19 protein-coding genes are annotated in these 22,920 nt (G+C 44.5%); 8 read left to right on the forward strand and 11 right to left on the reverse strand.

Going from position 1 to position 22,920, the window contains the following annotated elements:
* Positions 1 to 54 precede the first annotated feature (54 nt).
* Positions 55 to 789, reverse strand: a complete 735-nt coding sequence (locus NQ095_RS18900) for a plasmid pRiA4b ORF-3 family protein (protein WP_258264990.1) — start codon at positions 787 to 789, stop codon at positions 55 to 57.
* 190 nt (positions 790 to 979) lie between these two features.
* Between NQ095_RS18900 and NQ095_RS18905 the strand changes: the two genes are divergently transcribed.
* The 7 genes from NQ095_RS18905 (at position 980) to NQ095_RS18935 (ending at position 8,544) form a co-directional block, all read left to right on the forward strand.
* A complete protein-coding gene (locus NQ095_RS18905; protein ID WP_258264991.1) occupies positions 980 to 1,945 on the forward strand; it encodes a glycosyltransferase family 4 protein in 966 nt (321 codons plus the stop codon).
* Between the two features lie 132 nt (positions 1,946 to 2,077).
* Entirely contained in the window at positions 2,078 to 2,623 is a 546-nt protein-coding gene (locus NQ095_RS18910; protein WP_258264992.1) for a sigma-70 family RNA polymerase sigma factor, read from the forward strand.
* Positions 2,592 to 3,950 carry a DUF4179 domain-containing protein gene (locus NQ095_RS18915; RefSeq protein ID WP_258264993.1) on the forward strand — a complete coding sequence of 453 codons (1,359 nt, stop codon included), beginning with the start codon at positions 2,592 to 2,594 and terminating at the stop codon, positions 3,948 to 3,950. Before NQ095_RS18910 ends, NQ095_RS18915 begins: the two co-directional genes overlap by 32 nt.
* 208 nt (positions 3,951 to 4,158) lie before the next feature.
* Positions 4,159 to 4,482: a DUF2628 domain-containing protein gene (locus NQ095_RS18920; RefSeq protein ID WP_201714342.1), complete on the forward strand. Its 324-nt coding sequence runs from the start codon at positions 4,159 to 4,161 to the stop codon at positions 4,480 to 4,482.
* Positions 4,483 to 4,607: 125 nt separating this feature from the next.
* Complete coding sequence (locus NQ095_RS18925; protein ID WP_258264994.1) at positions 4,608 to 5,108, forward strand: zinc ribbon domain-containing protein; 501 nt, start codon at positions 4,608 to 4,610, stop codon at positions 5,106 to 5,108.
* A 20-nt stretch (positions 5,109 to 5,128) separates the two neighbouring features.
* Positions 5,129 to 6,613 carry a hypothetical protein gene (locus tag NQ095_RS18930; protein ID WP_258264995.1) on the forward strand — a complete coding sequence of 495 codons (1,485 nt, stop codon included), beginning with the start codon at positions 5,129 to 5,131 and terminating at the stop codon, positions 6,611 to 6,613.
* 80 nt (positions 6,614 to 6,693) lie between these two features.
* Positions 6,694 to 8,544, forward strand: a complete 1,851-nt coding sequence (locus tag NQ095_RS18935) for a zinc ribbon domain-containing protein (protein ID WP_258264996.1) — start codon at positions 6,694 to 6,696, stop codon at positions 8,542 to 8,544.
* Between the two features lie 220 nt (positions 8,545 to 8,764).
* Here NQ095_RS18935 and sipW read toward each other — a convergent pair whose 3' ends face one another.
* The 3 genes from sipW to NQ095_RS18950 all read right to left on the reverse strand — a co-directional run bounded on the left by sipW (position 8,765) and on the right by NQ095_RS18950 (position 10,955).
* Positions 8,765 to 9,343: a signal peptidase I SipW gene (sipW, locus tag NQ095_RS18940; RefSeq protein ID WP_258264997.1), complete on the reverse strand. Its 579-nt coding sequence runs from the start codon at positions 9,341 to 9,343 to the stop codon at positions 8,765 to 8,767.
* A gap of 24 nt (positions 9,344 to 9,367) precedes the next feature.
* Positions 9,368 to 10,234, reverse strand: coding sequence for an amyloid fiber anchoring/assembly protein TapA (gene tapA / locus NQ095_RS18945; RefSeq protein WP_258264998.1), 867 nt, complete (start codon positions 10,232 to 10,234; stop codon positions 9,368 to 9,370).
* 130 nt (positions 10,235 to 10,364) lie between these two features.
* A complete protein-coding gene (locus tag NQ095_RS18950) occupies positions 10,365 to 10,955 on the reverse strand; it encodes a CalY family protein (protein ID WP_258264999.1) in 591 nt (196 codons plus the stop codon).
* 334 nt (positions 10,956 to 11,289) lie between these two features.
* Here NQ095_RS18950 and NQ095_RS18955 point away from each other — a divergent pair, with 334 nt between their 5' ends.
* A complete protein-coding gene (locus NQ095_RS18955; RefSeq protein WP_258265000.1) occupies positions 11,290 to 12,174 on the forward strand; it encodes a helix-turn-helix domain-containing protein in 885 nt (294 codons plus the stop codon).
* A gap of 721 nt (positions 12,175 to 12,895) precedes the next feature.
* On the opposite strand, the gene NQ095_RS22600 is transcribed toward NQ095_RS18955, so the two are convergent.
* The 7 genes from NQ095_RS22600 to NQ095_RS18985 all read right to left on the reverse strand — a co-directional run bounded on the left by NQ095_RS22600 (position 12,896) and on the right by NQ095_RS18985 (position 22,918).
* On the reverse strand, positions 12,896 to 13,033 hold the full coding sequence (locus NQ095_RS22600) for a VanZ family protein (RefSeq protein ID WP_375162865.1): 138 nt from the start codon (positions 13,031 to 13,033) through the stop codon (positions 12,896 to 12,898).
* A 490-nt stretch (positions 13,034 to 13,523) separates the two neighbouring features.
* Positions 13,524 to 15,884 (reverse strand): glycoside hydrolase family 10-like protein, encoded by a 2,361-nt coding sequence (locus tag NQ095_RS18960; protein WP_258265001.1) that lies wholly within the window; start codon positions 15,882 to 15,884, stop codon positions 13,524 to 13,526.
* Between the two features lie 210 nt (positions 15,885 to 16,094).
* Positions 16,095 to 17,654, reverse strand: coding sequence for an FAD-dependent oxidoreductase (locus tag NQ095_RS18965; protein ID WP_258265002.1), 1,560 nt, complete (start codon positions 17,652 to 17,654; stop codon positions 16,095 to 16,097).
* 29 nt (positions 17,655 to 17,683) lie between these two features.
* Entirely contained in the window at positions 17,684 to 17,908 is a 225-nt protein-coding gene (locus tag NQ095_RS18970; RefSeq protein WP_258265003.1) for an ROK family protein, read from the reverse strand.
* 54 nt (positions 17,909 to 17,962) lie between these two features.
* Entirely contained in the window at positions 17,963 to 19,483 is a 1,521-nt protein-coding gene (locus NQ095_RS18975) for a DUF4127 family protein (RefSeq protein ID WP_258265004.1), read from the reverse strand.
* Positions 19,476 to 22,025, reverse strand: a complete 2,550-nt coding sequence (locus NQ095_RS18980) for an alpha-mannosidase (protein WP_258265005.1) — start codon at positions 22,023 to 22,025, stop codon at positions 19,476 to 19,478. Before NQ095_RS18980 ends, NQ095_RS18975 begins: the two co-directional genes overlap by 8 nt.
* Positions 22,025 to 22,918 carry a carbohydrate ABC transporter permease gene (locus NQ095_RS18985; protein WP_258265006.1) on the reverse strand — a complete coding sequence of 298 codons (894 nt, stop codon included), beginning with the start codon at positions 22,916 to 22,918 and terminating at the stop codon, positions 22,025 to 22,027. Before NQ095_RS18985 ends, NQ095_RS18980 begins: the two co-directional genes overlap by 1 nt.
* Between the last annotated feature and the right edge of the window lie 2 nt (positions 22,919 to 22,920).

A 22,920-nucleotide genomic window follows, 5' to 3' on the forward strand; every position in this document is an offset into this window, starting at 1 on the left:
CCCCTTTACATACGATAAGAGGAAGCAAGAGAACCGTCCCCTTGCTTCCTTCCCCTAACTCTTCCGATACTTATCCTCAATAATCATATAATTTTCATGATTAATCTTATCCCACTCCGTCTTCTTATAGTTAAGTCCTTTGAGTATCTGATTAATCCAATCGGGATCGTATTCCCTGAAATATACTGATTTGCCCCACACCTTCATTTCCTTATGTTCCGGATGTTTCTCATCACGGTAGGCTTTTAGAAATTCATAGAAACCATGCATCCCACCTACATCTTCAGGTGGAGAGGTCTCTGCCCCGTCAAGTAGGGTTGGATAGCCAAAGTAGTAATCGTCGACAATCTCCTCAAGCTTAACGGTGAACTGCCAACCATCGCCGAAATCATAAGCATATCGGATTTCCCCATACTTCTCCAGATAATCATCGATCTTTAATCCAGTGGGTTTCCGCACTTCGATCTTCAGTCTCTCCAGGGCATTCTTTTCGAATCCCAGCATTTCTGGTGGCACTGATTTTAGTCGTTCTTCATACGCTGCCTTGTTTTTCTTATAGTGCTGATGCTCAAGGTAAGCTTCTTCATGGTCCGTGACAATCTTTTGATCTTTCGTGAGGTCGAACTCATAGAGATGATAACCATCATGAGGATAACCACTTCGAAAATTCGTCACGGTCTGGATGACGTCGTGAAGCCTTCTATATGTCGCTCCCGCTGGCATGATGACTCTTCTCCATATTAACGGATCGGACTCTTCAAATTCGATTTTGACAATGTAAGATTTCAATTTGGATTCCTTCCTAAATTTTTGATGAGAATCTCTTGTCCCATTACATTCCGGGTAAGCAGGGGGACGGTTCTTCTGCTTCCATTAACCAAAAAGAAGCACGAGAACCGTCCCCATGCTCCCTAGATAATTCTATTCCATTGTAATATACTGTAAGAAATAGTCTAATAGAAGCAAAGGAGCTCCTATAATGATCACAATCTCGTTAATTATCGTTCTCTTAACCTCTTTCATCACTTATTTAGGGGTAAAATATATGATTCCTTTCGCCATCAAGATTAATTTTGTAGACAACCCCAACAATCGAAAAGTACATCAAAAACCTCTGCCTATGCTGGCGGGAGCCGTGTTCACGATTGTCACCCTTGTTGGCATACTGCTCTTAAGCTGGTTGGATTTTGTAAGTATGAGTATGACCATCGCATTAATCCTGGCGGTTGGCATGCTAAGCACCATTGGATTCATAGACGACTATTATAAAACCAAGTCAAAAGAATTTTCTCCCTTCCCCAGATTGCTGGTTCAGATCATCGCAGCATTCCTTGTTGTTCAATTCGGGGATTATGTCACACAGATCGACCTCCCTCTTTTTGGCTATATAGAGCTTTCGCCTGTCCTTGGAAAGCTGTTCACCATGGTGTGGATAATCTTCATCATTAATATCATCAATTTCATGGACGGCCTGGATGGACTGGCAGGCGGAATGGCCGGTATCTTCTCATTCACCTTCCTGATCACGTCCATATTAATGAACCAACCGGTTTCAGCCATGCTCTCTGCACTCATGTTGGGAGTGTCAATCCGCTACTTACCCCATAACTTTTTCCCGGCAAAAATCATTATGGGGGATACGGGTTCTACCTTATTCGGATTCATGATCGGGGCCATCTCCATCATCGGAGCCATGAAGACCATCACCGTCATCACCATCAACATCCCATTATTAATACTTGCAATCCCAATCTTTGATACTCTATTTGTCTTCTTAAAAAGAATCAAGCAGGGAAGGTCCATCTTTCACGCGGACAAACTGCACCTGCACCACCGGCTTCTCGGCTACGGACTGTCCCAAGTCCAAGTCGTGATGCTCATCTATTTCCTATGTATCAGTACCAGTGCCACTGCAATCTTTATCTTGTTGGCCATTCATTATTAGGGGGAAGCAGAGGAATCTTCTGCTTCCCCCTTAATATTTGAAGGAAGCATGGGGACGGTTCTCTTGCTTCCAAAAAAAGTTGAAACTTATTCACACCATTCCCGCTCTAATAATCAAAAAGGAGGGCAAGCAGTGAATGAACTTAGTCTTATCAGGAAGGCCGTAAAGGGGAATAAGAAGTGTCTTGAGGAGCTTCTTATTCTGCATAGTGATCAATTGTACCGAACGGCGTTCTTATATGTCAGAAATCGTGAAGATGCTCTGGATGTCGTTCAGGAGGCATCTTACAAAGCGTTTAAGTCAATCGGCAAATTGAAAAATGAGAAATACTTCTTAACCTGGCTAACAAGGATCCTGATCCACTGTGCTTATGAGGTATTAAATAGAAAGAAGAAAGAGATTCCCATAGACTTGATGAACGAGCGAAACGTTGATCGACCGGAACAAGGAGTCGAGAGTCTGGATCTAATGGAAGCAGTCAACCAGCTGAATACAAAACATAAAGATGCGATTATTCTCTTCTACTTTCAGGATCTCCCCATAAGCGAAGTAGCGAAGGTCATGAACATACCAGAAAATACAGTGAAAACCTATTTGAGCAGAGGGAAAGAGAGATTGAAAAAATCGTTAGGAGGAATGAACCACAATGGAAAAAAACTCATTTCAAGAAGCATATGAAAAAATTGAAGTGCCGCAGGAGGATGTTTTAAAAGCCATCCAAAAAGGTAGGAATCGGGCTGATTCTGATGCACATAAAACGAAAAAGAAAACCGCTGTATGGTCTTCCGTTGCAGCTGCCACCCTTTTCGTCTCCTCCAGCTTCCTTTCTCCTTCCCTGTCTCATGTCATGGCCGATGTCCCTATTCTCGGAAAGGTATATGAAACGTTCAACGATTCCGTTGGAAGGAGCTTGGAATCACAAGAACTCATAACGGAACTCAATCAAACCGCCAGCAATAAAGGGATCGATGTCTCGATTACCAATGCCTATTATGACGGGGCGGTTGTAGGAGTGACGTTCAAGGCGAAAGGTAAGATGAACTCAGAGGAAAATGGTCAGGTCGCAGGATTTTATGAGATTTTCGACGGAAACGAAGGAATTTCAGATAGCAAAGAATACGTGTATATGGAACCGGCAGATGATGGCTATATCGGACACATCCAACTAAGTTATCCAAAATCGGAATTGCCATCAGACACGACCTTCCCACTGGAATTCAAAACGATTGGCGGGAAAGAAGGAAACTGGAGATTCGATGTCCCCATTAAGCAGCTGCCTTATGAAACCGTCACTCTTGATAAAAATAGCAGTGAAGACCTGTCAGGTGTTAACGTTCATTTTGACTCGATCATCCTGGGAAAAGCATCGACCGCCATTAACTACACGGCAACATTTCCGGCTCAAGGAAAGCATGATCAAGTGGGCCTGGAAGTTTATGATGACAAAGGAAAAGAAATAAACATCTCCATGGATGGAATTGACCTGGAAACAACGAAAAATGGGGACCAATACATTGTTAAAGGAAGAAGCATCATTCCACAGTCGGTAAAAGGGGAAACAAAGTATCTAGAAATACATCCGACAGTGGCCCTAAATGAAAAGGACCAATTTTTTCCACTGAATGTCTCAACTCCTGCGGAAGTGAAGGCAGCTAGACAGAAGCTATCTGTAACGATTGAAGATATAACGGTTGATGACTCTACCCTTGCCGTTGACTTCCAATGGAATAACGGGGATGCAGTGAACAAGGACTTTAGTTTCTTTAAGGATTTTGCCCAACATGATGTCATTTTAGTGAAGGAGTCAGAAAAGGAAATTTATGAGGAACCTATCAAGCACTCCGTCAAAACTCTTCAAAAGGATGAATTGCGCTTTAGAAGTACATTTGATATCAGCCAACTTGATGATTTTGACCTAAAGACTTATGTCATGAGGGTGAGATTAGGCTCGTTGAGTATAAATATTCCTGTTGAGTTGGATGAAGTGAAGGTGAATGTAGATTAGAGAGATGGAGTGGGGTTAATTCCCACTCTACTTTTTTTACTTTACGAAGCAGAGGGACGGTTCTTCTGCTTCTAAAAACCTTGAAAAAAGTCTCAAAAGGAAGCAAGAGAACCGTCCCCTCGATTCCAACTAAGGAAAATATAGTTATTTTTTGAATATATTATGATATAATACTAAAGGACTAATACTAAAGAAGGAGGAATGCAGAGTGAAAGCACGATTGCAAAACGAAGCGGGAGTTACAAAAGAAGTGAAGGTCGGTTTCAGCTGGACGACTTTCTTTTTTGGATTTTTCCCAGCCCTTATTAGAGGAGATTTAAAATGGGCGGTCATTATGTTTCTTACAGCCGCCATCGTAGGTGCCTTTACATTTGGATTTGGAGCATGGATTCCAGGTATCATATTCTCATTTGTATATAATAAAATCTTCATTAAAGATCTTCTTGAAAAAGGCTACCGACCTGCTGATGAAACCACCAGAAGTGAACTACAATCCAGAGGAATCATCTCCGGTTTGTCAAAAGCAGTTTAATAAAGGACGGAATGATCTTTCGTTCTTATTGCCGCTCCGATTTCTCACTGGAGTGGTATTTTTATGGCCCATTTATTAATCATGATATGACACTACTAAATTATTGCATAAAGGAGACTTGAATCTTGTCTAGTAATCTTCAATCAAAATTAGGTGAAGGCCTGTCCAAATTTCAGGGTGGCCTTGAACAAGGAAAGCTTAAGTTACAAACCGTACAGGAAATCAATAAACTAAAGAAAGACATTCATGATACTTCTGTCAAGAAATCGAAAACACTACTTGAATTGGGGCAGAAAGTGTATAAAAAAATCAGGATCGGTGAAATCCAAGATCAGGAATTACTTGATTTGACCTCTACCTTAGTCGATATGGATCACGTAATCTATAAGACATCAAGAAAAGTGAACGAACTTTCAAGCCAGCCCGGTCAAGAGAATGCCATTATCTGCCCGGCTTGTGAAACACCGAATGATTTGGACTCGAAATTCTGTGGAGGCTGTGGAGTGAAAGTGGAACAAGTGGTGGAAATCGAGCCTGAATCGACCAATGGATGCCTGCACTGTGGAGAACAAATTTCACCAGCTGCGAATTATTGTCATTGCTGTGGGAAAAAGGTGTCTATCTAAAGAAAGGAGGCTGAAAAACGTTGTACTGTAAAAAGTGTGGAACAAAGAACACAGAAGGTGCTCTCTATTGTATAAACGATGGGGAAGCATTAGCGATACATAATGAAAATGTCCTGACCTATCAGGAAAACACCCGATACTGCAGCCATTGCAGTCACGAAGCAATCACTGGCGCCCTTTACTGTCAGCAATGCGGCCAGACATTGAGTAAAGTAAAGGAAACGCAGGATAACCGTGGACCGAATCGATCTGCCCAGCCGCTTCTTGGAACTGGAGCCAAGGAAACTCGAAAATTTATGGACATGTTGTCTGATACGAACATTCTGAAGAAACTTGCTCTATGGAATGGAATATCCTTGGCGGTGCTCTTCATCATTTCATTCATCAGTAGTTCTGTCTTAAATGGATTATTGAGAGATTCATTCCGGGGTGACTTTGGACCGATGATCGATGGGGTTAAGCTGTTATCGTTTTCGGATATTTTTATGATCAGTCATATGGCAAGCGTGGAGTACAGTGCACGTGCACTTATGTTCGAAGGTGTACTATCAACGACAAGCGGATTATTCTTCCTATTAGTCATCCCGGCAATCGTATTAATCATCACCGGGTTCTTGATGAACCGTCATACCGGAAACAATGTAATTGAAAAGCTGAAGTTTTGCCTTTCCTTTTCCATCATATATGGCCTGCTGGTAGGGATTTTCAGTACTTTTGCCGGCGTATCCATGGATATTTCAGATCCAACCGAATTACTTGGGGACATAATCGTAAGTGCAGATTATCCTTTCATAGAAAGTATGTTTAACGCTATTATAATCAGTATGATTTTTACAAGTATAGGCTCTATGTTCTCGTTACATAAAGAACAGCGTTCAACCAATGATCAATTTGGCCTTTCAATTTCCAGAGCCATTCTCCATTCGATGATCGGGTTGACCCTGATGATGATTGCAGGTTCGATCTATGTTTCATCAAATGATGAAGTAACAACGGACAATCCTGCAGGTGACGTTCTGATTGGAACGCAAGCAGGAGGCTACCTGTGGAATATTGCCCAATTCCAGACCCTGAGGTTTGATCTGATTGCAGATGGTGAATCAGTGAAAGCCAGCTACTCACTGATTGGCGGACCAAAGGCATTGGAAGGGGATGATGATGCCCTGACCGAGTTTTTTGACGGGTTCAATTGGATTTGGATGTTAGTGCTTATTCCAATCGCTCTCCACTCGTTGGCAGGGAATCTATTTCGCAAATCCTCCCAAGGAAACATACTATATGAGCTCGGAGTTTATGCCGTTACATTTGGAATCGTCAACGCCATGATGGTTTCCATATCGAAACTTACCATCGATACGAATTTCGATGATGTATTTACGGTCACGCTTGGATTTTCCATCATTGGGACGTTTATCTTCAGCACACTCCTTGCATTTGGAAGCAGTTATGCGGCAGTGATGGTGACCAATCGTCAGACCCGCCATCAGGCGTCGTTTTCATCATGAACAAAGCGAATGGTTGTCTCTGTAAGACTGGAGACAACCATTCGGTTTCACTAAACATGTAAAAAAGAGGAGAAATCATTGTGAAATTTTGTACTTCCTGCGGAAAGAAAGTTCAAGGCAACACCTCCCACTGCAACAGATGCGGGGCTAACATACACGGGAAAGAAACACACACCAAAAGAGAAGCCAGTATGCCTTCCCTTGCCTCTCTATCCTTAAAAACAAAAATCATCATCGGAGCCGCTATACTTTTCTTCATTGCCTGTATTTCGCTATATAAAGTGGGCGACACCCTAACAGATAAATCAAACCTGATGGCTGATTTCGAGGAACACTTAAAGACAGGCAATATCGATGAATTAGTCAGTATTCTTGATTCAAGAAAAGACTCTGAAAAAGTTACAAAGAAAAATGTTCAGGCCCTTCTTACCTATTTAAAAGAAAACCCGGACCAAAAAGAAGACATGATAACCCAATTACATAATAATGTAGAAACGGCAGATGCCCAAACCGTTAAAGCCAATGATGATCTTGAGTCTCCCAACCAGCTGATCACCTTTGAAAAAAGAGGGAAGAAGTTCCTGATTTACGATAATTATGATTTTATCATGGAGTCTGCCCCCATGACGGTTTATACCAATTACGACGACCTTCGTTATTACGTCAACGGAAAAGAAATCAAACCTGAATCTGGAGAAGGCTATAGTGTCAATTTCGGGACATTCATACCTGGAACGTATAAAGTCAAGGCAGTCCTTACCTCCGATTTAGTGGAGTTGGAAAAGGAAGTCGATATTCAACATGTCGGACCAACAGATACGGACCTTTTCTTCGACATCGACTATACGACGGTCCATACGAATAGCGAAGGTGCCTCCGTCTGGGTGAACGGAAAGGATACCGGGATGAAGACCACAGAAGACAACACCGCTGAAATCGGTCCGGTTCTTACTGATGGTTCCATGGAGGTGCAAGTAAAGAAAGACATGCCTTTCGGGACGGTTCAATCCGACGTCATGGCCATTGATGACAATGTACTTGATGCGCCTTTGACATTGAGCGACAAACAAAAGGATCAGGTCATGGAAGGTCTGAAACAATACTTCCTTAACCTTTCCAAAGCCCTTGCCTATCAAGATGAAAAGTACCTTAAAGAGGAATCCAACGAAGTATCATCCTTTGTTTCGTCTTCCTTTCAAGAGTTAAAGGGGGATGACTGGAAAACATTCGGGTACATTACAGACCTGGAAGTGGATTTAAAATCCCTACACTTGGAGGAAGTGGACGGTGAATGGATGGCCACTCTACCGATCCACGCAGAATGGATGCAGGATTATGTGTATTCAGGAGATCCCATATCACTGTCAAAAGAGAGTGATGTGAGTAACTACTCTTTAAGCTATGCAGCAAAAAGTAAAAAATGGAGTGTCGCCTCCTTCTCTTCCGTCTGGGATTTTGATGAAAGCAACGCTCAAAAGATTGATATTGATAACGTCGCACTGAAAAAGCAAATGGAGACTGCACCGGCTTTTAGTGACATTTCTCAAAAACAAGTCAGTGATGATGTGGAATCGTTTGTGGAATCCTTTATTTCCAATGGCGTTCAAGCATATAACAATCGTAACTTTTCAATTCTATCAGATGATATAGACTCCTCTTCCGCCTATTCAAAAACGGTTAAAGACTATATCGACCACCTTGAGAAAAAAGGAATAACCGAGGACCTCGTCAACGTTGAAATCGAGAAAGTCGAACCATTGGAAGATGGCTCTTACTACGTTTACACAACGGAAGAATACAACATCTATTACAAAGACAACACAGGCAAATACAAAGCATTTGAAGGCAAGTACAAAATAACCTCTCCAGATGACGACTTAAAGATGTATGATCTGGTCTCCACTGAGGAAGTGGATAGTAGGGATTTGTAAAAGGAGTATACGAATTGCAGAGCCATGGCTTCCTTGATAACTAAGCGCCCCCCTATTTTCCCTCGCGAAAATAGGGGGTTTTTGATTCGTCCATGGCGCAGACGGATGGTTACTTAACCTAAAAAGAAGCACGAGAAGCGTCCCTGGGTGGCGAACGTGTGACCGCTCATTGAAAATATAAATAGAGAAGCAAGAGTTACCCTCGCTTCTCTGGTAATAGTTACGATATATTTTTTTCAATGGAGTCTTCTTTTTTTGATGTAAGGTCGATGGTGGAGATCGCTTTCCAAATCGTATAACCTGAATATAAAAGGAGTAAAATCCCCGGGATGATCAACATCAGTGCTCCGTTTTTCGAATTCATAAAATTCATGAGGTAGCCTATATAAGGAATCGTGAACCCTTTGTATTGTGCCACGACATTTTCAGATAACACAGGTTCAAGGTCTGGAGCGTCATTATTGTCCCCTTTTGTTTTATACATCACATGGTCGCCGCTCTTGGTCACTTCTAAAACCCGGTGAGTGATGAGAATGTTTTCTTTCTCTTTGAACGTTATGACGTCTCCCTTTTCAAAACGGGTCATATCCCCTCCAGGTTTCACCGCAATGATGGATCCTGTTTGAATACCCGGCTCCATCGACCCTGAAAGTACGGTTTTAATCTGATAACCAAAGAATTGAGGTTCTCCACCTGCTGCCTTTGAGGAAACGACGACGAATATCATTATGAATAATACAGCATATAGAACGACCGTGATACTAGTACTTAGAATTTTTTTTGCCAATTTTAGTTTCACTTTTCATCATCCTTACCTGTCATTTTACTCTTGTATACTAGATGTTTCTGATATAGAAGGAGAAGGTACTGGTGGCTCTTCTTCCTTTGGTGGAATCTCACTTTGCTCACTTGCTGCCTTCCCCTCAACTTGTTCTTCCGTATTTGTTTCTGGCTCGGCAGGTGCTGCAGGCTGTTCAGGTTCTTGTTTCTTATCCTCTTTAGCTGGAGATTTTTCTTTTATACTCTCTTCCCTTTTTTCAGGAGTAGGCTCTGGGACACTGACTTTCTTATTTTCTTTAACTTTACTGTCTTTTTTCTCAGGTGTCTCTGGCTTCTTTTCTTCTCCGCCTTTGTCTGGAGCCTCTGGTTTTTCTTGTTCACATTCAATCGTGATGGTTTCACTCCATAATTCATGTCGAATGTCTTCCTTATTTCCGTGTCCAGGGCGTTGGAGGGCTTTGAATTTGTAGTTTCCAGGTAGATTGACATTCGCTTTTAAGGTAGCTGTTTCACCTTTATTGATGGGCTGAATATCTCCACTGACTATATTGTTTCCGTTCTTAGGATTTCCTTTGGCTGCATAGTACACTGCGAATTCTGTGGTACCTTGCATTGTACTGCCTGTATTCATGATCCTGGCAGAAAGGTCTATCGGTGAACATGCATTTACTGTTCGCACCTCTTCTTTGTCAGGGAAGTTTAATGAACTTTTATCCCAGATACTCCAGGTTCCAGCGGTAATGACTCCAGTTACTTGATCCTGGTCGTTAAAATAGGCACCGGTGTTGCCGTCTATAAATGAACTTGTAATCGTTGTGGCATACCAGATCGCCAATAGTTGACAGAGGAGCTTCCACTTTTTTGTTGGGGTTTTGTGTTTTCTGGTTCTTGGGTATCTTATGGAGATCACATCCTTTGGATATGTGATAAATTAATTTCTTGAAGAAGTCAGAAATTAGGTTTTTCTAGCTTCTTCAGAAAATTAAAGTGATATTTAATTGAAGAAAGGTGGGTGGGACCCACCTTTCTCTTTATTTATATTAGCGCGCTTCGCCTGCTCCTTGCATACCATTGAAAGTCCATTCAAGCTCTAGAGAATCCCCTTGGAACTGATTTTGATCTTCGCCATTATCAACAAACTCATATTGAACATAAAGTTTATCTGATGTACCCGCAGCAAGATTTCCTCCACGCTCTGCAAAGAACTGACTCCAGAAATTCCCTTCAATCACGTCAGGCGACATATTTTTCAAATCATACAATGTCGTTGACCAAATCGGTACATCTAATTTATCTCCATTTAGTAAGAAGTTAACTCGAATATGCTTACCAAAGTCATCTGAATTATTCCCATTACCATGGACAGTATAGTCTGTTGTTAAATCAATAGACGCAATATCTAATGTACCTCCATTAACTAAATCAAAAGAACGAAGCATAGTATCACCTGGTTTAATGTTTTCAACCTCAATAATCGTTGACGGGTCTGCACTCAGATCCAAAGTACCAGCAGCAAAAGTAGCATTTGCTTCTGCACTGTCACTAAAGTAAGCATATGTACCTCCCCCAACCAATGCCAATCCTAGTGCCGCTGATGCTACGCCTAAACCTAATTTTTGCTTAATACCCATTTCGATATTCCTCCTCGTTTTCACGTTTTTTTCTAGTTCGTTTAAAAGTTATTTTTTGTTCTTTTTAACGAACCTTACATTTGAAGTATAAGACAAATGTCATAGATTGAAAAACTTCAAATCCGGTCGTTTATTCGTTAAAACGAACAAGAAACGGTGTTATTCTCTATTTATCTCCTTAAATCTAATTAATTCATTTATTTTCAAGAACATTATATCCACTATAATGAACAACGGGTTGTGAGCTAAAGTCCGAGATTGGCGGAACAAGTCCCACAACCCGCCCATTTTTGTTAAAATACTAAGTAAAGATTTGTTCAGTGAAGGTGATTAAATGGATTACTCCGTTATAGGAAAGAAGATACGAGAAATGAGAAAAGTGGTGGGGTTAACTCAAGGGGATTTGGCTGAAGGGGTGTGCACGCAGGCACTCATCAGCCGGATTGAAAAGGGAGATATTTATCCGAGTGCGACGACGCTTTATCAGATTTCGTTAAAGCTTGGTGTGGACGTGAATTACTTTTTTGAAATTGGAACCACTCCCCGCCTCGATTATATCCAAGAGGTGGAAAAACAACTGAGAATTTTTAGAATGAATGGCCAATATGCGGAGATGATGGAAATGGTCCGGACAGAAGAAAAAAATCCATTTTTCTTTAGAGATAATGAAAAGCTTCAGCTTCTGTATTGGCACAAAGCGATCTATCTGTTTGAAATCACAAAAGAGAAAGAGACTGCTTTCTCTTTATTGCTTCAGGCGTACAAGCTGACCTCCCAACAGAAAAAGGCCTCTACTGAAAGAGAGATGGAGATCCTCATAACCTTCGGTACATGGGAATCATTGTTAGATAACCATGAAAAGGCTCTCCACCATTATAAAGAGGTGGAAGAACTTATGAATCATACCAAGCAACTGTTTGATAAATCCATTAAAACACGATTATTATTTAACACCGCCAGGGTTCTCACACGCATTGGACTTTATGAAGAATCCACGGAATATTGTCTTAAAGCCATTAAATGGTGTCTTGAAGAAGAACATCTATGGGGGCTTGGAGAGTTGCATTATCAAATCGGCTATAATTTTGAGCTAGTGGGGGAATATAATAAGGCTTTACCATATATAGATAAATCACTTCATATGTTTGAACTGCGAAAGGATCAACGGTTTCTTACTTTTCTAAAAAAGAGAAAACAAGAAATAATGGGCAGGTTGTGAACCCATTTCGGTGGGAAACAGAAACAGGTAGATTAGTGTTGGGAGTATTGATCAAACGATTGTTTAAAATTGCTCTTCTAGCAAAGGTTATTGTTGTTTCTACAAGTATTATGATTTTCCATGCCCTGTTAACCGTGTGTATTACAGGTTGAGGGGAACTGCTTCGCTTTCCGCGGAAGTCTACGCAGTTCTCCTCAACCCTCTAAATAAGTTTGTCGTGACAGAGCTAAATAGTGATTAATAACAGTTGAGATTATAATATTTTAGGAGCCATGGTACCTGTCCGCGACCCCTGAAAAAGTTCTGCATTTTAAAAATATGATTGAAAAACCATTCTCCAGATTCTCTTCTAAACAACGATAGACTGGTAGATAGACATTTTGACCCCCTAAAAGAAATTTCGGAAGAAGAGGGACGGTCCTTCTGCCCCCTTTTGTCCCTTTCTCAAAACAGTCACTTTGACAACGGAAGCATGGGGTTGGTTCAACTGCTTCCTCCCTTAAACGTACTCCTCCTGTTCTTCATTAGCCTCAAACTTTAAACACCAAATTATTTCGCTGAACAGTTATTTTCACTTTCCATTTAATATAACTTTACTCTTCTTATGACCCTTTCTTCATGAAGTATCACCATGGTCTTAAAAATTACAAACCATTCACTTGATTAATATCCAATATGGTAAAATAATCTAAAAGGTGCTGTTAGGCTGAAATATATCAAGTCATTTCAGGTCAATCAAATGCCCAGATCTCCCCGGAACGAAAGTCTGATGAAATTCCTCCAAACCCGCGTACGTAATAGATAGTAAGGTACTAAATAAAAGTTCCTTACCAAGCTTTAAAATTTTGTATAGCTCAATGTCTTAATCCAAAGAGCGTCAATGCAAAGTAACCGATAATATGCCCTGCTTTGCGGAAGAGAAACTCGATAAACTCCATAGGGGCTGGTGGTTGAAAACGGATTGGTGATCGTACTGTATTTGAACGTCAGGTACCGATAATGGGGACTTTGGACGAAATGAACGTCAGCGCCAGATCAACACGGCGATCATTGATAAAGCATCCAATGTATCAGCTGTAACAAAGTTTGATGATATTTTGGACGTGCTTGGCAGTAATGTGAAAACCGATATGACGTTCGATGATATGATGAATACAGAAGAATTATCGCAATGCCCGGAATAAGATTGGGCAATATGAAATCAAAGGGCAGGGTGGATTAATCAAGGGGGACTTATTGTTTGACGGTTCCTGAAAATGAGCAGGATAAGGTTACTGAAATGTTGAAAGAGAACTTGGCTGCCAGCTAAAAAAGGTTCTGGGAGAAACGCTCTCCCAAAACCTTTTTATTTACTGCTGTTTTTCATAATAGTAATTCAACCACTTTTCCACCTTATCCAGCTTCTCTACTACTCTTCCTTTCACTACCTCATTCAATGTTTCCATAGAGTTCACCAGCTCTATTGTCTTCTTAAGCTCTTTCTCTACCTTGTCCTTCTTAAGAGACTGCTCCGGCCGCTCCATCATCTTCTCCCATTTACGAAGATTATTCTCAAGCTCTTTACCTTCTTCTTTGTTAACAGCTCCCTTAGGAATATAAATGGACGCCGTCTGTTCCTTCAACTTCTTGACTGTGGCCTGAACTGCTGCTTTCGGATCTTCCCCGGGATTCACAGCCGCATTTCTCCACGGCCCTTTCCCCAATGCGTCAACAGACGGGGCACTGGCCTGACCAAAGGCGAACATGTTCACACCTGAGGTTCCATGACCCGCTGCCAACACATCATTGACGGCCGCTTTTTCACCCAGGTGATGATAGAACGAGTAGATACCCGTGTAGTACATCATCGAAGGCGGGGTCAGCTTTTTACTGGCGATGACCGTGGATTGGATGCTGTTGAAATCATGTCCATACGCCTGCGGGATGACACCATCGATGTCCTCTACCCAGTCGCTGATCAGGACAGCCTCTGCCCCCGGTTCAGGAGTGGCCGTGACCATAAAGGCAGGGTTGATGTCTTTACTCTGTACATGAAGCTGGTCGACAAACGTGTTTTCCTGTTCACGCAGCCAATTCTCCCACTCTTCCCATAACTCGTCGGACTCCTCTAAATCCATTGGATCGACTCCAAATTCCGTTTCGAAACGTTCACGATTCGAGGCACTGAAACCATAACTCTTATCAAACGGATGGTGCGGGTAGCGCATATAGTCGATATTTACACCTGTGATCTTATAGTCCTCTTGCTGTTCTTTATAGATATCCAGCATAAAGTCCTGGACGTCAGGGTTTGCAATGTCCAGCCAATAATAGTTGCTGCTGGAATCACTTCCCGGTGTGCCCGGCTCATCATTTCGCTGTACCGCGCTCCATTCAGGATACTTCTTGAACTGTGACGGCAGACCAAGGCTGCTGTGGCCGATCATGAAGCCATCCGTCCACGATTGAATCGTGATCCCCCGCTTCTTCCCTTCTTCGATAAAGGCTTTCAGGATATCCGAACCGTATTTCCCATAGTCCTGATTGGCGAAGTTCGGGTGCTGCTTTGGCAGACCGTAGGCTTCCATCGTGTCACTTGGGAAGATGGTATATCCCCAGAAAGTCGTTTCAAGATAAAGAGAATTGAAGCCTGCCTCTTCCATCCGGTCCAGAGTCGTGATGACATCATCCAGATCCTTCTCTTCCGGTCGATACCAGATGGCCCGCTGCTCCCCTACTTCAGAAGGAAGGGAATAATAGTACGCGGCGTAGGCGGCCTGAGTCGCTTCTTCCGTATATTCCAATGCCTTTTGAGGATCTTCACTCTGGATGTCTCCTGCTTTTTCCAAAAGCTTTTCAGCTTCCTTTACAGAAGCTTGTGCTTTCTTGAACTCTGCATCAATATACTTTTCTTCAGCATGACTGATGCTTTGCTTCGCTTCCTGCAAGGTTTGTTCACTTTTAAAAATATAGGTGGACGCGTCGCGGATCAATTCGATTTTGCCGTCCGCATCATATTCCACTTTCATCCCAATCTCTGCTTTTTTCAGATATTCCGCTTCGGTTCCGTGTCCGCTTACGACAAATCCGTTGGACGGGATGCTACTATCCCCTCCGCCGATTTTCGTGACGACTCCATCAGTCACGGTGATTTCATAACCATATGGATTTGTTCCGGTGCTTGAACCAAAGGCAGGAGTATACAGCAAGAGTTGGTTGGCTCCACGATTTCCCGGAAACGGGGCTCCCTCAGGATTTGATTCATCGGTTGGGTCAATATCATCTAATGTATTGGCATAGGTCCTTTCAACCGGTTCATTGATCGAAACACTCTCTCCCTTTTCCAGACTCTTCAGGAAACGCATGATCTCATCCGTCGTTTGCGGTCCCGTTGACAGGACGACACCATCCTCAGGAATGGCACTGTCCCCCTGCCCGGAAGACACAACATGATAGCTGTTCCCCTCATCCTTCTTGAGAATCACTTCATACGAGGACCCGTTTGTTTCGGTAAAATAACTGAACGTCGGATCAAACACGACAAGCTTATTCGTATTGTTGCGATCATTTTCTGCATTGACGATGATGCTGATTCCGTCCTCATCCACAACCTTCGTCGCTTCCCCTTCGTCCGCTTCCACTGTGAGTGCCGGGGCCTGAAGAGCCGGCACTGTCAGTGCGAGGGCCATTGCTGACAGTGTCATTTTCTTTCCGATTAACCACTTTTTCATAGAGTACCTCCATATAATCGTTTTATATGTATGCGCTATCATGATGTGGCCATTTTATTCTATCATAATTTTCTGAATAAAAGGAATATTTCTTCAGAATAGATAGTTAAGATGGATATATTCTTCACTTTCAGACAAATCAAAGGTCGATTTCTAGACCTTTTGACTTATAAAACATTCGGAAAGATCCCCTCTAAAAAGGGAACTTTCCTAAATCGCCCCGACCTCAGGCCACTTCAATTCAATCCCTTCTTCCTCAAGCATTGCCTGAAACTCCCTCAACAACGCTCGATCCTCCCTCACGTCACGTGGCAGGACCCCTTTCTCAATGGCAAACGCCGCAAGATACCCTGCCGACTCCCCGATATTCCATTCCACCGGATGCACCCTGAAGCAGCCGTTCGTAATATGGGTAGATCCGATATTCTTACACGCAGGAAGCACATTGTTGACCCGAATCGGCAACAAAGCCCCCAATGGAATCTCAAATGGATAGCTCTCAGCATAAAAAAATGTATTCGTCTCCGTCGTCGGGTGCAAATCAATCCGGTAACAACCGATCCCCACAGAATCGCCCACCTCTTTGATGCCGTCCCTTGTATTGGCATTGATGTCTTCTTCGACTACCGTCGACACGGCTTTGATTCTCCTCGATTCACGGATATAAGGATATTTCGCGAGACCATTCTCCGTCCCGAGAATATCCCCCCGTAACCGCAGTCCAGGGTACCCTTTGCCCCCATCCGGCCTCGGCGCTTCCGTCTGCAGCCAATACAGCAGGGAAAGACTCAGTTGCTTCGATTCATGGATGTGCTTTTCCCGGTCTTCATCACTTACATCAATAATTGAACCACTCCAATAATCGTTCTGCGGCCAGTTGATAAGGGAGATTTCCCCTTCATAGGTCCCCTCAACAAAAAGGCTCGGGTCCACGATCCGGCGATAATCCCACAGTCCCCACAGATTTTCATGATGGAACATCTCAAATTCCTTCGAACCACCCGTATGGGCATCGGGAGCGAACCAGCTTAACTGCTTATGCTGTAAAAACGGAGCACGATATTCTTTCCAGACCTCATACTGCTCCGGCTTTTCAATGACAAAATTTCCGCCCTCTACATAATCCACTGCGAACACATACGTTAAGGACTGCATGTCCTGCGGCCGGGCTTCTTCCGGCGCATGCAGCTCGCCCGTCTCTCTTTTCGCTTCTGCCCCGGTGACATACTCCACTCCTGCCAACGGCAAAAGCTCCCCAGTTTCAGTCGCATCAAGATAATAATGTCCCTGCAGCCTCTTTAAACGTCCGTCGGCATGCTGAACCGTGACGGATTGAACATTGTCTCCATCCACGTCCGCACCGGTCACTTTATAATCAGTAAGAATGGATAACCTCCCGCTGCTCGTAAAAGGAATCAGCATTTCCTGAAGCACGGCAAGGGCCACTTTCGGTTCATGGCAGAGCCTGCTGACCCATCCCTTTCCCGGGTTCAGCCGCTCATTCCGCCTCGCCTCTTCCTTCAAAGGATAGTGACGACGGTAGTACTCCCGCACCCGGTTCCGGAACTCACGGTATGTCCCCGTGCAGCCAAACTGCTCGATCCACTGGTGCTCATCCGGCGGGACCGCCTGGCTCGTCAGCTGTCCGCCGATCCAATCGGTCTCCTCTGTCAGGATCACTTTTTTGCCTCTTTTGGATGAAGCGAGTGCAGCCGTACATCCGCCGATCCCGCCACCAATGATGATAACGTCTGCTTGTAAGGTCTCCATCGATTTCTCCACCTCTTTCTTATAAAAAATTAAATGATGAACCCTGCCCCGATCACACCTGAGTTGGAACCAAGCTTTGCAAGAACGATTCGGACGAGTTCTTTCAATCCCGGATACACATACTCTTTCACTTTTTCCCTTAACGGCTGGAGAACCTGCTTTTCCGCACTCATCACGCCCCCGCCCAATACGAAGACGTCAGGATTGATGGCATGGGTGAGATTGGCGATCGCCATGGCCAGGTAACTTTTCATCAAGGAGTGCAGCACGCATATTCGTTCCGCCTAAGTCCACCCCGATCCGTAAGGTCACGACCCAACACCCCTGTCTATCCCGATTTCGAACGTCCTGTCCCAAGGCAGGTAAATGTCCTCCAGTGAAAAAAGGAGATGGTATCGATCCAGGAAATCAGAAGCCTGCTTACGGAATAGTTCCGTCACCCTGCTCAACAGCTCTTCACGGCTGATAGCCGACTCATCTACTCCAGCCCGCACCTGCTGACGAACAATCGACTGATACACATAATCGTCCAATAATCGAAGGGTGATTTCAGCCAGCAGCCTTTCATTTATCTCCGCTTCCGGCAGGGAAGGCTTCTGCTTCTGAAGATGAACCATCGCTACCTGTGCAACGACCGTCCCCAAAGTGTTCCCCGCTGTATTCCAGCCTGCAAATCCGGCAATCTCACTCACCTTGATCTCAGACAACAGCTGGGGCAGCATGCGGGCATCGACTCCGTTGGCATAGGCCGTATCCGCTACGGCTACAAGCTTATCCTGACGAAGATAATGAGAGATACGCTTGGTCCACTCCCCGATATTCCGATGAGGGGTATCGACTTCCCCCAGGTATTTTTGCAGGGCAAGATCTCCCTGTCGTTTTCCCGGTACGTTGACCGCGAACACAATATCCGCTTCTCCCGGAGAACTGACGGTGTATCCGCCAAAAGCAAAAATCTGCCCCTTCACCGACTCGCAAATCGGCCGGTCTTCATACATGGCCGTCGATAACGCACCGGTTTCACCGCTGTAAATCGGGAAAAACGTAGGGAAACTGACGTTTTCAAGTTGATAGATCATCTTCGCTACAAGGGTATTGGCAACTTCATCCGCTCCAGGATAAATGAACACCTGGTGAAATAACTCCCGCTCATATACTTTCCTTGAAAGGTCTTCCTGCTCCCCGATATTCAGCCCATACTCGGATGTATCATCCTGCGGGAATACCAGTACATCAAGTGTTTGATCTTCCACCATATCCAACAGGGAAACGTTCACACGATAGTTTTTCAGTCTGGTTGATAGGTAGTCTTCCAGAACCTCTGACGGGATCCGATTCCTGAGATCCTGAACGTTTCGATTGGATTCCTCACACCCTGTTTTCTCAAACCGGTGAATGTGGAAGGAATATTCCCAAAGCTCGACTCCGTAATCACTCCAGTATTCCTTCTCTTCCTCATTGACGTAGTTATTTGAGATGCGCATGGTGGAACTGAAGGCCATCAGGGATTTTTCAGGGTACTTTTCTTTTAACGATCGGATGGTCCCGATGCGCTGTTTAATGCTCTCCTCTCCATCGGTACAAACGCGGGAAGGAACCAGCCCTCCGTATCCCAGCATGTCGACGGAAAGGACAAATCCATCCACAACAGGAGCCACTTCCCAGATCCACTTTTCCAAAGCTTCGATATCTCCGGGTTTTTTCAAAAAGCCGAGGAGGTCTTTAGGCGGAATCAGCACTTCCCAATTTCCGATCGAGGCGATCTGCCTTGGAAGCTCCCTGGTCACCGGTCTCCCATCCACAGGCAGGAGGGCAATCTTCCTATTCATGCTTGTTTCCTCCTTTTATGAGATAAGTAGCAATTTCCTTCGGTTTTAATGTATAATCGCCAACCCGTCCAGGTTTGTGCAGAAAGTCCACCCGCTCCTCGACCTCACCAATTGAAGTCAAAGTAAACACCTGATTTTGATTGGTCGGATTCCATACACGCAGCTCCACTCCATCTCCTACTCTTCTAAGTGAACTCCACTGTACGTCATAATTATCGATTTCTACTAAACTTCCGATTCCCTTCGCTTCACCCGGATAAATCCGCGGTGGAACACGGAACAAGTGGGCTTCCGTAGCCACGTGACCAATACTCATATGGGGGTGGAATTCAAATGCTGCACGGAAGGTATACATTCCGATGCACTGAGCTTCCGGCGTTTCCATATTCGGTCCCGCTCCCCCGCCACGTGTCCGTAAATCATCACGGGACAGCCAGCCGACGCTCCTGATGAGCGTCACATCAAGGGAATCTTCTTCTTCCATTCTGGTAACCTGGTACTCGTGCAACCCTCGATGGTAAAAAGTGAATCCGCTATCCGAACGCACAAATGATAGAGAAGGCTCGACGACGACCGGCACTTCCTTTTGCTTCGCTGCATCAAATTCTTCATCCTTCTTCGCTTCCCGCTTCACCACATCGAACGCCGTATCGCTATACGTGTAATCCACGGACGCTCCCAATGGATATTGAACGCGGAGCCGTTGATCCTTCGAGCGATTATTGATCGTGTATGATACATCGATCTTCCTATTATGATCTTTCACAGTAATCGTGATATGTACAGTCGTCGTGACCGTCTCTTCTGAAGGACCGGTTCGATCTTCGTTCAACCCTGCCGGTGTGAGAAGCTTTAGATCATATGATAATTCTTGAACGCCAGACGCTTTCCGGACCATTCCTGCGCCCGCAAGCTCAGCCACCGTCTTCACATCGTTCACAGGCGAGGAGTAGTTATACTCATCGCCAGCATCCAGGGTGCTGTAAAATCGCTGCAATCCTTCATGACGCTTGCCCGTTTCTTTATCAAGTAGTGAAAGGGTTCCATCCTCCTCCAGTTCAATCGAGTAATACTCGTTTTCGATCACACTCTCCTGAGTCTCACGTATTTCCTCATAGCTCCCCTCCACGACTGTAAGAGTAGCGAGTGAAGTAGCAGGAAGATCCTCCACATAAAATTCCACCTCATAAAATGTCCCCTCTTTAAAATCCGGGAACGCGTCCAGGGGAGAATCAAAGTGTCGACCCTTCCGCTTATTCTTGATTACAGGGGTATGAAGCTTCCCGTTCTCGTCCTGTAATTCAAACAATCTTTCTTCCTCCAGCCAGATCTCCCCCGACACCCAGCCGGTGAGCGGCCTTGGATGAGGATTGATGACCGTAAACACGCTGTTATCCTCAAACGGCTTTCTCAGTCCTGATCCTGAAAACATCGGATCCTGAACGCCGAGATGAGTGAACGATCCTTTTTGAATGGACGAAATCCTCTGCCGGAGCATCATCGTCCTCGTCTCCATTTCCTTATGAACCTCATCAATGCTGCAGCCGCAAATACTGTCGTGTGGATGATTCAACAGTAGAAGCTTCCAGGATTCCTCGAGGTATCGATGAGGATATTTCTCTTGCCCGGCAAGCGTCGCCAGTGGTTCCGTATAGCCCGTCAGTTCATCCTCCATCTCCTGATTTTGAACCTTGAGATAGCTCCTAGCCGACAGGACATTCGGAAGGACATAAATATGCTCATTGCTTCTCATTTCCCCGACAAACACAGGCAAATCAGCCGAGATTTCACCCTGAACGCTCTTAAGAAACGCTTCATAGGTGCTGGACACAAACTCCACTTCCCCTTGAAGCTCATTGATCTGCTTCATCAGATTTCCGTGCTTCGGCATCAAGTGATCCCCGCCATTCGTTAACAATAGCTGAGAGGTCGTCGCATAAGGCATGACCTTCTCCACATAGGAATTCAACTGTTCCTCTGCATTGTCCTCATTCAATAAAGGCTGGTAATACCCCTCTGGCAAAAAGGCCGTGAAAACGCTGGACCCATTCGGTGCTTCCCAATGAAACTCAGACGTTTCGGGCTTAATTCCCCGCCATAAAATGGCGTTATCAATTCCAAATCCCTGTAACAGCTGAGGCATCTGACTCACATGACCGAACGTATCCGGTAAATACCCGACCTTCTGGGACTCTCCATATCGACCGGCGATCTTCAATCCCATCTCCATATTCCGGATCAGGGACTCCCCGCTCACAAGAAACTCATCGGCCAGGACATACCACGGACCGATGATGATCTTCTTCTTTTCTATTAAATGAAGGACTCTTTCCTTCATGCCCTCTTCACAAACCTCAAAGTAATCCTCCAGGGCAGCCATCTGACCATCCAGAACAAATTGCTCCAACTCTCCCTTCTCAAGACCTGACACAATCCGGTCCATCACCTGGACAAGCCGGTGGCGGAATACTTCAAACGGTAAGTACCACTCCCTGTCCCAATGGGTTTGGAAGACGATATGACACGTCATTTTCTTACTCATTATCCTTTCACCGCCCCTTTCATGGCCCCTGCGATGAAGTGGCGCTGCAGGATGAAGAATATGATGATGATCGGAAGTATCGAGATGATCGATCCTGCCGCGATGTAGCGCCAGTTAGCCGAGAAGGAACCGGCGAGCGTGTTGACGCCGAGTGGCAGCGTGTACATGCTCGTATCATTTAAGATGATGAGCGGCCAGAGGAAATCTCCCCACGCCATCATGAACGTGAAAATGGCAAGCGTGACAAGGGAAGGCTTGACGAGTGGCATAAGAACCCGCCACCAGATTTGAAACGCATTGGCTCCATCCATCCGGGCCGATTCATCCAGCTCATACGGGATCGTAAGGAATGCCTGACGCATCAGGAAAATCCCGAAAGCCGTGGTGGCGTGGGGCAGGATCAATCCTGCATATGTGTTTTGCAGACCTAAGTCCAATGCCAATAGGTAAATCGGGATCATCAGGAGCTGAAACGGCACCATCATCGTACTGAGAATGAGGACGAAGACGATATTTTTCCCGCGGAAGTTCATGCGGGCGAGTGGATAGGCGGCCAGTGAACAGAAGACGATATTCAAGAGGACCGTCACTACGGATACGACAACACTATTAAACAGGTAACGCCAGAACGGGAAGAAATCCATCACTTCCACATAGTTACCGAATGTGATTTTTTCGGGGATGAACTGAGGCGGATACGAGAAGATATTCTCGCTGCCCGATTTAAGTGACGTGGCCAGGAGCCATAGGAATGGACCGACCATGATGAGTGTGACGAATAGGAGGGTCGCATATTGAAGAACGACTTTCCCCATCTTTTTTACGTTTATCGGTTTTTTGACAGTTAGTTCGGTTGAATGTTCTTTACTGGTTCCAAGAGAAGGAGAACTCATGG

It is taken from the genome of Rossellomorea sp. SC111 (assembly GCF_024733565.1).
Classification (GTDB): Bacteria; Bacillota; Bacilli; order Bacillales; family Bacillaceae_B; genus Rossellomorea.